This is a genomic window from Nocardioides marmorisolisilvae, from assembly GCF_031656915.1.
GTDB lineage: Bacteria > Actinomycetota > Actinomycetes > Propionibacteriales > Nocardioidaceae > Marmoricola > Marmoricola terrisoli.
Map to the genome: position 1 here is coordinate 3,556,350 of NZ_CP134227.1, position 14,533 is coordinate 3,570,882.

General features: G+C 72.4%; 11 protein-coding genes. 7 read left to right on the forward strand and 4 right to left on the reverse strand.

Annotation, left to right across the window (positions count from 1 at the left end; translation table 11 throughout):
- Nucleotides 1-40: 40 nt before the first annotated feature.
- The 3 genes from Q9R13_RS17120 to Q9R13_RS17130 all read right to left on the reverse strand — a co-directional run bounded on the left by Q9R13_RS17120 (nucleotide 41) and on the right by Q9R13_RS17130 (nucleotide 1,347).
- Nucleotides 41-313, reverse strand: coding sequence for a GlsB/YeaQ/YmgE family stress response membrane protein (locus tag Q9R13_RS17120; RefSeq protein ID WP_310962383.1), 273 nt, complete (start codon nucleotides 311-313; stop codon nucleotides 41-43).
- Nucleotides 314-443: 130 nt separating this feature from the next.
- Nucleotides 444-665: a DUF3107 domain-containing protein gene (locus tag Q9R13_RS17125; RefSeq protein ID WP_310962384.1), complete on the reverse strand. Its 222-nt coding sequence runs from the start codon at nucleotides 663-665 to the stop codon at nucleotides 444-446.
- 37 nt (nucleotides 666-702) lie between these two features.
- Nucleotides 703-1,347, reverse strand: coding sequence for a TetR/AcrR family transcriptional regulator (locus Q9R13_RS17130; protein ID WP_310962385.1), 645 nt, complete (start codon nucleotides 1,345-1,347; stop codon nucleotides 703-705).
- Between the two features lie 151 nt (nucleotides 1,348-1,498).
- Here Q9R13_RS17130 and moeZ point away from each other — a divergent pair, with 151 nt between their 5' ends.
- From moeZ to Q9R13_RS17155, 5 genes are all read left to right on the forward strand, one after another.
- Nucleotides 1,499-2,725 (forward strand): adenylyltransferase/sulfurtransferase MoeZ, encoded by a 1,227-nt coding sequence (gene moeZ / locus Q9R13_RS17135; RefSeq protein WP_310962386.1) that lies wholly within the window; start codon nucleotides 1,499-1,501, stop codon nucleotides 2,723-2,725.
- A 48-nt stretch (nucleotides 2,726-2,773) separates the two neighbouring features.
- Nucleotides 2,774-3,622 carry a trypsin-like peptidase domain-containing protein gene (locus tag Q9R13_RS17140; RefSeq protein WP_310962387.1) on the forward strand — a complete coding sequence of 283 codons (849 nt, stop codon included), beginning with the start codon at nucleotides 2,774-2,776 and terminating at the stop codon, nucleotides 3,620-3,622.
- Between the two features lie 33 nt (nucleotides 3,623-3,655).
- On the forward strand, nucleotides 3,656-3,979 hold the full coding sequence (locus Q9R13_RS17145; RefSeq protein WP_310962388.1) for an MGMT family protein: 324 nt from the start codon (nucleotides 3,656-3,658) through the stop codon (nucleotides 3,977-3,979).
- Nucleotides 3,980-4,408: 429 nt separating this feature from the next.
- Complete coding sequence (locus Q9R13_RS17150; protein ID WP_310962389.1) at nucleotides 4,409-7,669, forward strand: ATP-dependent helicase; 3,261 nt, start codon at nucleotides 4,409-4,411, stop codon at nucleotides 7,667-7,669.
- A complete protein-coding gene (locus Q9R13_RS17155; protein ID WP_310962390.1) occupies nucleotides 7,666-10,935 on the forward strand; it encodes an ATP-dependent helicase in 3,270 nt (1,089 codons plus the stop codon). Before Q9R13_RS17150 ends, Q9R13_RS17155 begins: the two co-directional genes overlap by 4 nt.
- A gap of 15 nt (nucleotides 10,936-10,950) precedes the next feature.
- Here Q9R13_RS17155 and deoD read toward each other — a convergent pair whose 3' ends face one another.
- Entirely contained in the window at nucleotides 10,951-11,670 is a 720-nt protein-coding gene (gene deoD, locus Q9R13_RS17160; protein WP_310962391.1) for a purine-nucleoside phosphorylase, read from the reverse strand.
- Between the two features lie 66 nt (nucleotides 11,671-11,736).
- Between deoD and Q9R13_RS17165 the strand changes: the two genes are divergently transcribed.
- Together Q9R13_RS17165 and nudC are read left to right on the forward strand one after the other, a co-directional pair.
- A complete protein-coding gene (locus tag Q9R13_RS17165; RefSeq protein WP_310962392.1) occupies nucleotides 11,737-13,626 on the forward strand; it encodes a M3 family metallopeptidase in 1,890 nt (629 codons plus the stop codon).
- Nucleotides 13,611-14,489, forward strand: coding sequence for an NAD(+) diphosphatase (gene nudC / locus Q9R13_RS17170; RefSeq protein ID WP_310962393.1), 879 nt, complete (start codon nucleotides 13,611-13,613; stop codon nucleotides 14,487-14,489). The genes Q9R13_RS17165 and nudC overlap by 16 nt, the downstream gene beginning before the upstream one ends.
- Nucleotides 14,490-14,533 lie beyond the last annotated feature (44 nt).

The window sequence follows — 14,533 nt, forward strand, 5'->3', positions numbered from 1 at the left end:
GATGGCGTGCGGGGCGCGCGGATGGGACGTGTGGCGTTGCTCAGGCGTGCTTCGTGCGGCCGGTGACACCGGCAGCGATCACCACCAGGATCGCCGCGACGACGACCTGCCAGATGTGTCGCCACCAGTCGATGCCGCTGGTGCCTCCGTAGCCCCAGATCGCCTTGTAGATGTAGTTGCCGATCAGGATGCCCAGGATTCCGCAGATGACGGTCAACCAGAGCGGAATGTTGTCCCTCCCGCCCGGGGCGACGAGCTTTCCGAGCAAGCCGATGATCACGCCGCCGATGATCGTCCAGAGAACGAGTCCCATGACGCTTCCTTTCCGAACCGTTTCGTGGGCAACAGCCGAACCTGCTGCCCGCCGGCCACCATGATGGCCCGTCGGGCCGCCCGGCAAACCTCGCCGCGCGATCCTCGCGTGTCGGACTGCTCCGGCCCGGTCAGGAGCGGAAGCCGACCTGGCCCGCCACCGAGGTGGTGATGTCGACATAGGCGAGCTTCTCGGCGGGCACCACGATCCGGCGTCCCTTGGCGTCGGCGAGCGCGAGGACGGTGCCGTCGGCGATCGCCTTCGAGACCGCGTCCTGGACCTCGTCGGCGTCGAGCGTGGTGTCGATCGTGAGCTCGCGGTTGGCGTTCTGGACGCCGATCTTGACCTCCATCGGAGGACCTCCTGTGAGTCGTTGGGTGGGATGCGGGTCAGTCGCTGATCGGGTAGCCGCCGATGCCGCGCCAAGCCAGCCCCGCCACCAGCGCGGCGGCCTGGCGCTGGTCGATGCCGGCCTGCTCGTGCAGCCGCTCGTCCAGCCAGAACCGAGCGCTCACCTGAGCCATTCCCACGAGCGAGACCGCCAGCAGCTGGGAGTGCTCCTCGGGGAGCCCGGTGTCGTCGTGGATCAGCGGGGTGATCAGCGCGGCGCACTCGGTGGTCACCCGGTCGACCCGCTCCCGGACCGCGGGCTCGTTGGTGAGGTCGGACTCGAAGACCAGGCGGAAGGCGCCCTCCTCGCGGGCGACGTACTCGTAGAACGAGGTCACCGTGGCGGCCACCCGCTGCTTGTTGTCGTCGGTGGACTCCAGAGCCTTCGCCATGCTGACGATCACCTGCTCGCAGGACTGCTCCAGCAGCGCGAGGTAGAGCTCGAGCTTGCCTGGGAAGTGCTGGTAGAGCACCGGCTTCGAGACGCCTGCGCGCTCGGCGATGTCGTCCATCGCGGTCGCGTGGTAGCCCTGGGCCACGAAGACCTCCAGGGCGGCGCCGAGGAGCTGGGTGCGCCGCGCGCGCCGGGGCAGCCGGCCGCCCCGCGGCTTCTCGGACCCGTCCGTGGGCAGCTGCGTCGTCACGGGGCGGAGCCTACTCGGGGGTACGCCGTACCGGATGCCGGGACGCGCGCCCGCCGGAGGAACCCGCCGGGGAACATGGAGAGCGGTCCGATGGTTGTGCCTGACGAGAGCCATCGGAGAAGTCCGCCCGAAGATCTGCCCGAGGAGAGTCGTGTCCCTGCCACCGCTGGTCGAGCCCGCCGAAGAGCTGACCGTCGACGAGGTACGTCGCTACAGCCGCCACCTGATCATCCCCGACGTCGGCATGGCCGGGCAGAAGCGCCTCAAGAACGCGAAGGTCCTGGTGATCGGCGCCGGCGGACTCGGCAGCCCCGCGCTGCTCTACCTGGCCGCGGCCGGCGTCGGCACCCTCGGCGTGATCGACTTCGACGAGGTCGACGAGTCCAACCTGCAGCGCCAGGTGATCCACGGCCAGTCCGACATCGGGAAGGCGAAGGCGGTCTCGGCCAAGGAGTCGGTCGCCGAGATCAACCCGCTGGTCGAGGTGATCCTGCACGAGGAGCGGCTCGACAACGACAACGTGCTCGAGATCTTCGAGCCCTACGACCTGATCGTCGACGGCACCGACAACTTCGCGACCCGCTACATGGTCAACGACGCCGCCTTCTTCTTGAAGAAGCCCTACATCTGGGGCTCGATCTACCGCTTCGACGGCCAGGCCAGCGTGTTCTGGCCGACGCTGACCAACGAGGACGGCAGCAGCGCCGACGCGCCCTGCTACCGGTGCCTCTACCCCGAGCCGCCGCCGCCGGGGATGGTGCCCAGCTGTGCCGAGGGCGGGGTGCTGGGCGTGCTGTGCGCGTCCATCGGCTCGATCCAGGTCAACGAGGCCATCAAGCTGCTCACCGGCATCGGCGACCCGCTGGTCGGCAAGCTGATGATCTACGACGCCCTGGAGATGGAGTACCGCAAGCTCAAGGTCCGCAAGGACCCGAACTGCGCGCTCTGCGGCGAGCACCCGACCGTCACCGGCCTGATCGACTACGACTCGTTCTGCGGTGCGGTCAGCGAGGAGGCGGCCGACGCGGCAGCCGACTCGACGATCTCGGTCGTGACCCTCGAGCACATGCTCAAGGAGCGCGAGGAGGGTGCGCGTGACTTCGTGCTCGTCGACGTCAGGGAGCCGAACGAGTTCGAGATCAACCGGATCCCCGGCTCGGTGCTGATCCCCAAGGGCGAGTTCCTCAACGGCAACGCGCTCGCCCAGCTCCCGGCGGTCGACTCCGGCACCCAGGTCGTGCTGCACTGCAAGTCCGGGGTGCGCTCGGCCGAGGCCCTCGCGGTCGTCAAGGGCGCCGGGTACGACGACGCCGTGCACGTCGGCGGTGGCGTGGTGGCCTGGGTCAACCAGATCGATCCCTCGCAGCCGTCGTACTGAGTACGCGGGGGGCGTAGCCCGCGAGTGGGCTGGTGCGTTGGACACGACGTGACCCTCCGTCGTACCGCCCTGCTCGCGCTCGCCGTGCTCGCTCCGTTGCTGGTCCTGGTCGCGCCGATGCCGAGCGCGTCGGCCGCCGGCCGGCCGATCCAACCGGGCGTGCAGATGATCATCGCCGGCGCACAGTGCACCGCGAACTTCGTCTACCGGCAGAAGGGCCACCCGAAGCGCGTGTACGTCGGGATGGCCGCGCACTGTGCCGGCAAGGGATCGGACAGCGACACCAACGGATGCACCACGCCGTCGTACCCGCTGGGCACGAGGGTCCAGTTCGTCACCGGCGCGAACCTGCTGAGTGGAGGGACCCAGGTCGGCACCGGCCGGCTCGCCTACAGCTCGTGGATCGCGATGCACCGGGCGCACACCCGGGCGGCCGGGGCGTGCGGCTACAACGACCTCGCACTCGTGCGGGTGGACCGCAAGTACCTCAGCCGGGTCAGTCCGTCGGTCCCCGGCATGGGCGGTCCGGTCCGGCTCGCGCGCCAGTTCCCGGCGGTCGGCGCACCGGTCTACAGCCTGGGCAGCTCGTCGCTGCGCGGCAGCACCCAGGCCAAGTCGGGCACCGTGCAGAGCCGGTCGACCTGGACGATGACGGTGCGCACCGGCTCCCCGGGCGTGCCCGGTGACTCGGGCAGCGGCTTCCTGGATCGCCGGGGCGGAGCCATCGGGGTGCTGTCGACACTGGACATCTTCCCCAACACCGGTTCCAACGGGGTCGGCTCGCTGTACCAGGAGGTCCGGTTCGCCCGTAGCCACGGGATGGCCGGGCTGCGACTCGCGACCGGGCGCCCGTTCACGCCACCCAGCGGCGGCGGCGGTCTGCTCGGCCTTCTATAGCGCCCCGGTCGCCGCCGGCCTTACGGTTCCGGCGTGGAGCGCGAGGAGTACGTCGAGCGCGTCCTGTCCCTGGTCGAGCAGATTCCCCGCGGGCGGGTGAGCACCTACGGACTGATCGCCGAGGCGGTCGGTCGCGGTGGACCGCGCCAGGTGGGCGCGGTGATGGCGCAGTACGGCGGCCCGGTGCCGTGGTGGCGGGTGATCCGCTCCGACGGGACCCTGCCCGCCTCCCACCACGACGTCGCGCGCCAGGCCTACCTCGAGGAGGGAACGCCGCTGCGACCCTCCGGTGCGGTCGACCTCCGTCGTGCGGTCTGGGTCCCCGAGCCTGACCATGACGGGGTCGACGGGTCCTGAATCCACAGAGTTCTCCACCGGTCGCGGCGGCTGCGCGCAGGCCCTGTGGACGAGGGAGGCAAGTCTGTGGAGAACACCCGGTATCGACAGAATTCCTCGAAATAGTTCGCGAAACCCCTTGCGCGCGATGTGATCCGAGGCATAGAACTTCTCTCACGCAATCCCTCCGGGGAGAGCGGGATGGCTCGGAGACGAGGATCCACCCGGCGAGGAGACTCGCCGCCGCGGTCGGGTGACGAAACTGCGGGGATCGGAGTCGAGGAGTGCATCGACTGGAAGCGTCACCGTGATCCGGTCATCCAGATGGGCCCTCGCAACTCATACTTGCGAGGGCCCATCGTCAATTCCGGGGTACCCCGTCCGACCGGGTCCGGAGCGGGCCCGGTCCAGCCCGGCGAGGTGTCGGCACCAGATGCTTGAGTGGTCCCCGTGAGCGCCAGACCCGAGCAGACCCGCGAGCCGGCGTACACCCTGCTCCCGCCCACCGCGCCACCGACCGCACCGACACTGGACGAGCAGCAGCGCCGGGTCGTCGAGCACCCCGGTGGCCCGCTGCTGGTGCTCGCCGGACCCGGGACCGGGAAGACCACCACCCTGGTCGAGACGATCGTGGAGCGGATCGAGGGTCGCGGGGCCGACCCCGCCTCGGTGCTCGCCCTCACCTTCAGCCGCAAGGCCGCCGAGCAGCTCCGCGACCGGGTGACCGCGCGGGTCGGCCGGACGACCTCGACCGCGATGTGCTCGACGTTCCACTCCTTCGCCTACGCGTTGATCCGGAAGTACGCCCCGGCCGAGCTCTACGTCGCGCCGCTGCGGCTGCTGTCGGCGCCCGAGCAGGACGTCGTGCTGCGCGAACTGCTCACCGAGACCCCCGAGTCGGTGCGCTGGCCGGAGTCGCTCGGCCGCGCCCTCGGCACCCGCGGCTTCGCGCGCGAGGTGCACGACGTGCTGTCCCGAGCCCGGGAGAAGGGCCTCGACGGGCCCGCGCTCAGCGCGCTCGGTCGCGAGCACGACCTGCCCGAATTCGTCGCGGCCGGGCTGTTCCTCGACCAGTACCTCACCGTCCTCGACAGCCAGGGAGCCACCGACTACGCCGACCTGATCCGCCGAGCGGTGATCGAGGCGGAGTCCCACCGTGCCGAGCTGAGGGCGCGGTTCCGGCACGTCTTCGTCGACGAGTACCAGGACACCGACCCCGGTCAGGTCGCGCTGCTCCGGGCACTCGCCGGCACCGGCGCGCCCGGCGATGGACGCGAGCTGGTCGTCGTCGGCGACCCGCACCAGTCGATCTATGCGTTCCGCGGTGCCGAGGTCCGCGGGATCCTCGACTTCCCGCGGGAGATGACGTGCGCCGACGGCTCACCCGCACCGGTGGTCGCGCTGCGCACGACGCGCCGGTTCGGGCCCCGGCTGCTCACCGCCACGCAGCGGGTCGCCCGCCGGCTGCCGCTGACCGGCAGCATCCCCGAGGCGGCCCGGGGCGCGTTCCTGGCCCCGGTCGCGGCAGCCGATGAACACGGCGACGGCCGCGCCGAGGTGTGCACCTATGACACCGACCGGGCCGAGGCCGAGCACCTGGCCGACCTGCTCCGGCGGGCCCACCTCGAGGACGGGATCGGCTGGGACGAGATGGCCGTGCTGGTCAGGTCGGGACGCTCCCAGCTCCCCTCGCTGCGGCGATCGCTGCTGGCCGCCGGCGTGCCGGTCGAGGTGGCCGGGGACGACCTTCCCCTCGTCCAGGATCCCGCGGCGGCTCCGCTGCTCGACGCCCTGCGCGCCGCGCTGAACCTGCACAACGACGACCCCGGCGACATCGGCCACGTCGATGCCGCCAGGGCGGAGTCGCTGCTGATGGGCCCGTTGGGGGGTCTGGACGCCGCCGACGTACGCCGGCTGGCGCGTCGGCTGCGCGCCCGCGAGCGAGCCACCGATGAGCGGCCGACCCCGTCACCGCAGCTGGTCCGCCGCGCCGTGCTCGAGGACGGCTTCCTCGACGGTGTCGACAGCCCGGAGGCCACGAAGGCGCGGGCGCTCAACGCCCTGTTGGTCTCCGCCGCGGCGCAGGTCGCGGCCGGCGGGACCGCCGAGGAGGTGCTGTGGACACTCTGGTCATCGACGGGATGGCCACGACGACTGCGCACCGCCGCTGAGCGGGGCGGCGGCACCGCCCGGCGCGCACACCGCGATCTCGACTCCGTGGTCGCACTCTTCGAGGCCGCGGCGCGGGCGGAGGAGCAGCGGGATCACCAGGGGGTGCGCAACTTCCTGGCCACCCTCGCGGCCCAGCAGATCCCGGGTGACACTCTGGCTGAGCGCGGCGTGCGGGGCGCCGCCGTACGCCTGCTGACCGCGCACCGCAGCAAGGGTCTGGAGTGGCGGCTGGTGGTCGTCGCACACGTCCAGGCGGAGTCGTGGCCCGACCTGCAACGCCGGGCGACACTGCTGCGTGCGGACCGGATCGGCGCCCACGGCCTGGTCCCGCCGGTGAGCACCCGTGAGCTCCTCGCCGAGGAGCGGCGGCTGTTCTACGTCGCCTGCACCCGAGCCCGGGAGCGGCTCGTGGTGACCGCGGTCGCCTCCTCCGACGACGACGGAGAGCAGCCGTCGCGGTTCCTCGACGAGCTCGGCGTCGAGGTGCGCCACGTGCAGGGTCGCCCACCCCGGCCGCTGTCCCTGGCAGGCCTGGTCGCCGAGCTGCGGCGCACCGTCGCCGACCCGGAGACATCCTCTGCGCTGCGTGCTGCCGCGGCGCGGCGGCTGGCGAGACTGGCGGACGAACACGTGGGGGAGCGGCCCCTGGTCCCCCAGGCCGATCCCGCCTCCTGGTGGGGGACCCGTGCGCAGAGCGCTGCGGGCCGGCCGCTGCGTGACCCCGACGGTCCGGTGCCCGTCTCCGCGAGTGTGCTCGAGTCGGTGAGCCGGTGCCCGATGCGCTGGTTCCTCGAGCGCGAGGCCGGCGGCGTGCAGCCGGCAGCGCAGGCGGCCAGCGTGGGCCAGCTGGTGCACGCGCTCGCAGACCGGGTGGCCCGCGGCGACATCTCGCCAGAGCCCGACGGTCGCGTGGGCATCGACGCGCTGATGGCACAGGTGGACGCGGTGTGGGAGCGGTTCGAGTTCCGCACACCGTGGTCGCGCGATCGCGAGCACGCCCGGATCCGGCTGGCCCTGGAGCGCTTCTTGGACTGGCACTACCAGGACTCCCGCCGACTGCTCGGCACCGAGACCAGGTTCTCGACCGAGGTCGAGCTGGCGTCGGGGGAGCGGGTGCGGCTCAGCGGCTTCGCCGACCGGCTCGAGGTCGACCGCGACGAGCGGGTGGTGGTCGTCGACTTCAAGACCAATCGCAACCGGCCGAGCAACGTCGAGGTGACGCGCAACCTCCAGCTCGCCCTCTACCAGTACGCCGTCGACGCTGGCGCGGTCGAGGAGCTCCATCCGGACGCGCACTCGGGCGGGGCCGAGCTGGTCCAGCTCGGTTCGCTCGACGAGTCCGAGGCCGCCGTGGTGCAGCCGCAGCCGGCACCGGCGGCGGACGGCCCCGATCGGGAGGCGCTGCGCGAGCAGCTGGAGCTGGTGGCCCGGACGCTGCGCAGCGAGGTGTTCTGGGCGACGCCCGGGGACTTCTGCCGCACCTGCGCGTTCGTGGCGATCTGTCCGGCGAAGGGCGCCGGATCGGTGGTCAGCCAATGACCGCGGGACCATCGCGGCCGACGCGGCCGACGGGGCCGACACCCCGGCCGATCCGGTCCGCCGAGGAGCTCGCCGCGGTGATGGGCACGCCGTACACCCCGAGCGCGCAGCAGTGGGCGGCGATCTCCGCGCCGCTGACCCCGGCGGTGGTGATCGCCGGCGCCGGGTCCGGCAAGACCACCCTGATGGCCGCCCGCGTCGTCCACCTCGTGGTCACCGGCCAGGTCCGCCCCGAGGAGGTGCTCGGCCTGACCTTCACCACCAAGGCCGCCAGCGAGTTGCGTGGCCGGATTCGCGAGGCGCTCCTGGCGGCTGGCGCCCTGACCGGTCCCCGGCCGCTGCCCGGCGCGTCCGACGACGAGATGGAGGAGGAGCTCGAGCCGACGGTCGCGACGTACCACGCCTACGCCGCCAACCTGCTCACCGAGCACGGACTGCGCATCGGCCACGAGCCGGACACCCGGGTGATCACCGACGCCTCGCGCTACCAGCTCGGCGCCCGCGCGGTCGCGCGGTTCACCGGAGAGGTCGAGCAGCTCAGCGACCACCCGCCGACGGTGATCCAGTACATCCTCGCGTTGGACGCGGCGATGTCCGAGCACCTGGTCGGTCCCGACGAGGTGCGTGCCGCGGACGCGGAGGCGCGCCACGGGTTCATGGCCGCGCTGGCCGAGGAGCGCGCCGGCAATGACCGCAAGACCTACCGGGAGGCTATGGAGAAGGCGATCTCCGCGATCGACCGGCGGACCGAGCTGCTCGGCCTGGTCACGACGTACCGACGGCTGAAGTCCGACCTGGGCCTGATGGACTTCGGCGACCAGATCGCCCTGGCCGCCCGGCTGGTCGCCGCGCAGCCGGAGGTCGGCGCCCTCGAGCGCGGCAGGTTCAAGGTGGTCCTGCTCGATGAGTACCAAGACACCTCGGTGGCGCAGGCCCGGATGCTGGCGGGGCTCTTCTCGGGGCCGGACCCCGAGCACGGCCTGGGTCACCCCGTGATGGCGGTCGGCGACCCGCACCAGGCGATCTACGGCTGGCGGGGTGCGTCGGTGTCGAACATCCTCGGCTTCGCCGAGACGTTCCCGTCGCCGACCGGGGAGGTCCCGGTGCTGCCGTTGACGGTCAACCGGCGCTCGGAGCGGCGGATCCTGCAGGTGGCGAACGCGCTGGCCGGGCCGCTGTACGCCGGGCTGCCCGCCGTCACCCCCCTGGAGGCCAAGCAGGAGGCGGGCGACGGCGACGTCACGACCCGCGTCTTCGAGACCCAGGACGAGGAGCTGGCCTGGCTCGCCGACGCGGTCCGCGCAGCCCACACCGGGCTGTGGTCCGACATCGGGGTGCTCACCCGCGACAACGCCACGGCCGCGGCCTGCTACGACGCGCTGACCGCGGCCTCGGTCCCGGTGGAGATCGTCGGGCTGTCCGGCCTGCTGCGGCTCCCCGAGGTGGCGGGCGTGGTCGCGGTGCTCTCCCTCCTCGAGGACGTCACCGACAACGCCGCGATGCTCACCTTGCTCACCGGCCCCCGATGGGCGATCGGGCCCCGTGACCTGGCACTCCTCGGCGCCCGTGCCGCTGAGTTGTGCGGGGCGCCGTCCCGGGTCGCCGCGGCGGGCGACGCCCGGGCCGTGCAGATCCTCGAGGAGCTCGGCTCCATCGCGGACGGGGTCGATCCGGCCGAGGTGCCGGCGCTCGCCGACGCACTCGACGACCCCGGTGACGCGCCCTACTCCGCCGAAGCGCGGGAACGGCTCGCGCTGCTCGCCGCCGAGCTGCGGATGCTGCGCGCGAGTGCCGGCGAGCCGGTGCTCGACCTCGTCCGGCGCATCATCGACGTCACCGGCGTCGATGTCGAGCTCGCCTCAGCCGTCTCCACCGCCGCACCCGCGCGCCGGGACAACCTCGACCTGTTCGTGAAGGCCGTCGGCGAGTTTCAGGCCGTCGACGGCGAGGTGACCCTTGCGGCGCTGCTCGCCTACCTGACCGCCGAGGACGAGCAGGGCAGCGGCCTGGACCTGGCCACCCCGACGGAGGCAGACTCGGTCAAGCTCCTGACCGTGCACCGCGCCAAGGGCCTGGAATGGGACTCGGTGTTCTGCGTCGGCATGTGCGAGACCAGATTCCCGTCCAACCGGTCGCGGACGCTGTGGACCTCCTCGCCGGCGGTGCTGCCGGCGATGCTGCGCGGCGACGCCGTCGACCAGCCCCAGCTCCGCGGCTACGACAAGGCCGCCCTCGACGCCTACCGCGCCGACGCCCGGGACCACGACGCCACCGAGGAGCGCCGGCTGGGGTACGTCGCGCTGACCCGCGCCGCTCGACACCTGCACGTGAGCTCGCACTGTTGGGGGCAGCGCTCGACGCCGTTCGGGCCGTCGGCCTACCAGGCACTCGTGCGCGAGGCGGTGGAGGGCTGGCAGGGCACCGTCGCATGGCTGGAGCGGCCGGAGCGGGGCACCGCGAACCCCCTGCTCGGCAGGGACGCCGGCACTCCGTGGCCGGCCCGCGGGCTCGGTCGGGAAGCCGGCCTGCGGCAGGCGGCGGCCGCGTTGGTCCAGTCGGTCCCCAGGGCCGTCGACGACGAGGGGCTGGACATGGTCGAGGCCGCCCGGGTGCAGGACTGGGACGACGAGCTCGACCGGCTGCTGGCCGAGGCACGGGCCGAGCGCGGCGGCCGGCTCGGCGTACCCCTGCCGTCGAGCCTGTCGGCCACGGCGATGGTCCGGCTGCGGGAGGACCCCGAGGGCTTCGTCCGCGACCTGGCCCGGCCGATGCCACGACCGCCGTCGCCCGCAGCCCGGTTCGGCACCCGCTTCCACGCCTGGGTGGAGGCCCGTTTCGGACAGCAGGGCCTGCTCGACCCCGACGACCTGCCCGGCCGGGCCGACACCGGCATCGAGGACGAGGCCGAGCTCGCTGCCCTGGTCGAGCGCTTCGAGGCGGGTCCGTTCGCCGAGCGGGTTCCGCTCGCCGTCGAGGCGCCGTTCGCTCTGGTGCTCTCCGGGCAGGTGGTGCGCGGTCGCATCGACGCGGTCTACCTCGACGCGGACGGCCCCGACAAGCAGTTCCTCGTCGTCGACTGGAAGACCAACCGCACCCAGAGCGCCGACCCGCTGCAGCTCGCGATCTACCGCCTGGCGTGGGCCGAGCTGGCCGGCGTCCCCGTGGACAGCGTGCGCGCGGCGTTCCACTACGTCCGCTCGGGCGAGACGGTGGAGCCCGCGGACCTGCCCGGTCGGTCGGCGCTCGAGGCGCTGCTGCGACCCTGAGTGGGGGTCGGCGGGCTATTCCTCGGCGACGTCCTGGATCGCCGCCAGGGCGATCTCGACCATGTCGCCGAACGAGCGCTCCCGCTCGAGCGCGCTGGTCTGCTCGCCGGTGACGATGTGGTCGCTGACCGTGCACACCGCCAGCGCCCGCCGGCCGTACGCCGCCGCCAGCGTGTAGAGCGCACTGGCCTCCATCTCCACCGCGAGCACCCCGTGGGCCACGAACGGCTCGAGCAGCTCTGGGCGGGGCGAGTAGAACGCATCGCCGGAGAAGAGCAGCCCGACGTGGGTCGTCACGTCGGTGCGGCGGCGGGCCGTGTCGACCGCGGCCCGGAGCAGGTCGAAGTCGGCCACCGGGGCGTAGTCGAGGCCCGCGAAGCGGATCCGGTTCATCCCCGAGTCCGTACACGCGCCCGACGCGATCACGACGTCGCGCAGGGACAGTCGGTCGACCAGCGCACCGCAGGACCCGACCCTGACCACCTGCTGCACGTCGTAGTCGGAGAACAGCTCGTTGACGTAGATCGACATCGACGGCTGACCCATGCCCGAGCCCTGCACGGAGATGGGGATGCCCCGCCAGCTGCCGGTGTAGCCGAGCATGCCGCGCACCTCGGAGTAGCAGCGTGCGCCCTCGAGGAAGGTCTCCGCGATCCACTTCGCGCGCAGAGGGTCACCGGGCAGCAGCACGGTGGGGGCGATCTGTCCGGGCTCGGCGCCGAGGTGCGTGCTCACCTCGCCCAACCTAGCTGTCGCCACATGCCTCCGACGATCCCGCCCGGCAGCGCTACCCTCGCAGGAATGGAGCCCACCCCGCTGTCCCTCCCGGCCGCGACCGACCCTTGGGGCGATTGGCTACGCGACCGGGTGCGCGAGGGTCTCGGCCGCGCCGGCGAGGTCGTGGCCACGCTGCGCGAGGCGTCCGACGGCCATGCGGCGATCCTGCAGCTGTGGAACGACGCGGGCATCGAGGTCGCCAACGTCTTGGCGGTCACCTCGCTGGCCGCTGCGGTGCACCCCGACGAGGAGGTCCGGTCCACGGCCGAGGAGCTCGAGGCGGAGGCTCGCCGGTTCCTCACCGACCTGACCCTCGACGCGAGCGTCTTCGCCCGGCTGGAGTCGGTGCGCCCCGACCCCCTCGACGACGGCGCCCGACGGGTGCTGGCCGACGCCCTCCGCGAGTTCCGGCGCAGCGGTGTCGATCGTGACGAGGACGTGCGGGACCGGGTGCGCGAGCTGCGGGACCGCGAGACCGCGCTGGGGCAGGCGTTCGCCCGGAACATCCGCGAGGGCCGCCGTACGACCAAGGTGCCGGTCTCGGCCCTGGCCGGACTGCCCGCCGACTTCATCGCCGACCACCCCGCCGTCGACGGCGAGGTCGAGATCAGCACCGACTACACCGAGACCCACCCGTTCCTCACCTTCAGCACCGACGCCGAGGCCCGGCGGGCGGTCGGAGCGACCTTCTTCGACCTCGGCTGGCCGGCGAACGACCAGGTGCTCGCCGACCTGCTCGCCGTACGCCACGAGCGAGCCACGCTGCTGGGCTACCCGGACTGGCCCTCGTACGACGCCGAGGTGAAGATGATCGGGTCGGGCCCGGCCATCGCCGAGTTCATCGACCGGATCAGTGCCGAGGCGGACGAGGCGGGACGCAGTGAGGTCGCCGAGCTGGCCGAGGCCGTCGGCGAGACTGTCGACGTGGTCAGCTGGCGGCATGCCCTCGAGGAGCTGAAGCGGGAGCGCTTCGGGGTCAGCGCCAACGAGGTCCGCTCCTACCTCGACTTCACCAAGGTTCGGGACGGGCTGCTCGCGGTCACCGGCCGCCTCTTCGGCGTCGAGTACCAGCCCGTCGCGACGCCGAGCTGGCACCCCGACGTCACGGCGTACGACGTGCTCCTCGACGGCGACCTGCTCGGTCGGATCCATCTCGACCTGCACCCGCGGGCGGGCAAGTACAACCACGCGGCGCAGTTCGACCTGCGCCCCGGCGTCCGCGGCCGGCAGCTGCCGGAGGGGGTGCTGGTCTGCAACTTCCCCCGCGGGCTGATGGAGCACCGCGACGTGGTCACCCTGTTCCACGAGTTCGGCCACCTGCTCCACCATGTCCTCGCCGGTCGACACGAGTGGGTCCGGTTCTCCGGAGTGGCCACCGAGTGGGACTTCGTCGAGGCGCCGTCGCAGATGCTCGAGGAGTGGGCCTGGGACACCGAGGTGCTGCGCAGCTTCGCCACAAACGCCGACGGCGACCCGATCCCCGCCGCGCTGGTGGAGCGGATGCGCGCGGCCGAGGAGTTCGGCAAGGGGTTCTTGGCCCGCACCCAGATGTTCTACGCGGCGGTCTCCTACCGGTTCCACCAGGAGCGGCCAGCCGACCTGACCGCCCGGCTGTTCGAGCTCTACGACGAGTACTCCCTGCTCCCGCCGCTTCCCGGCACCCACTTCCACGCCGGCTTCGGCCACCTCGAGGGCTACTCGTCGGCCTACTACACCTACATGTGGTCCAAGACGATCGCCAAGGACATGTTCACCGCGTTCGACCCCGACGACTTGTTCGCGCCCGAGGTCGCGATCCGTTACCGCGACCGGGTGCTGGCGCCCGGCGGCTCCCGGGACGCGGCTGCACTGGTCGCGGACTTCCTCGGCCGGCCCTACGACACCAGGGCGTTCACCGCATGGCTGACCAGCTGATCCCCGTGGGCGCCCACGACCGCGCCGCGGACCGCCGCACCGACGACGCCTGGCTGGAGCAGGCCTGGGCCGACCCGGCCACCCGGGTCCTCGCCGTGGCCGGCACCCGGCTGCACGCGCCCGGCGGTGAGGTCGCCTGGACCTCGTCGGCCGAGGCGCCGGATGGGCTGCGGGCGTTCCTCGGCGCCGACGAGCACGGCGCCCGGTTCGCCGTCGTCGCGCCGCGGGACCTCGCCGACGGCGAGGACTGGGTCGGGTTGCGCGCGGTCCTCGGCCGGCTCCCGGACGCGGACGCGTCGTACGTCGTGCACGCCGTCGGCCTCGCCGAGTGGCACGCCTCGACCCGGTTCTGCCCGCGCTGCGCGGCAGCGCTGCAGCCCGCCCAGTCAGGGCATGTGCTGCACTGCCCGTCCTGCGGACGGGACCAGTTCCCGCGCACCGATCCCGCGGTGATCATGCTCGTGACCGACGACGACGACCGGGCGCTGTTGGGCCGCCAGCGGGTCTGGCCACGAGGCCGATGGTCGACGCTGGCCGGCTTCGTCGAGCCAGGGGAGTCCCTCGAGGACGCCGTACGCCGGGAAGTGCTGGAGGAGAGCGGCATCCGGGTCGGCGAGGTCACCTACTTCGGGTCCCAGCCCTGGCCGTTTCCCGCCTCGCTGATGCTGGGCTTCACCGCTCGTGCAGTCAGCACCACCATCGAGGTCGACGGAGACGAGCTGGAGGACGCCCGCTGGTTCAGTCGTGCCGAGGCGTTGGCCGGCGCCGCAGACGGCACCGTCGTGGTGCCGGCAGGGGTCTCGATCTCGCGGCGCCTCATCGTCGACTGGTACGGCGACGAGCTTCCCGGCTCCTGGACCTGAGGAGCTCTCCGGCCGGACTCGCTGCTGGACTGCGGCAGCGGCAC

Excerpts from the sequence above, each read along its gene's own strand:
- Q9R13_RS17120 (WP_310962383.1), bottom strand. The coding sequence starts at position 313 with ATGGGACTCGTTCTCTGGACGATCATCGGCGGCGTGATCATCGGCTTG.
- Q9R13_RS17125 (WP_310962384.1), bottom strand. The coding sequence starts at position 665 with ATGGAGGTCAAGATCGGCGTCCAGAACGCCAACCGCGAGCTCACGATC.
- Q9R13_RS17155 (WP_310962390.1), top strand. The coding sequence starts at position 7,666 with ATGACCGCGGGACCATCGCGGCCGACGCGGCCGACGGGGCCGACACCC.
- Q9R13_RS17165 (WP_310962392.1), top strand. The coding sequence starts at position 11,737 with ATGGAGCCCACCCCGCTGTCCCTCCCGGCCGCGACCGACCCTTGGGGC.
- nudC (WP_310962393.1), top strand. The coding sequence starts at position 13,611 with ATGGCTGACCAGCTGATCCCCGTGGGCGCCCACGACCGCGCCGCGGAC.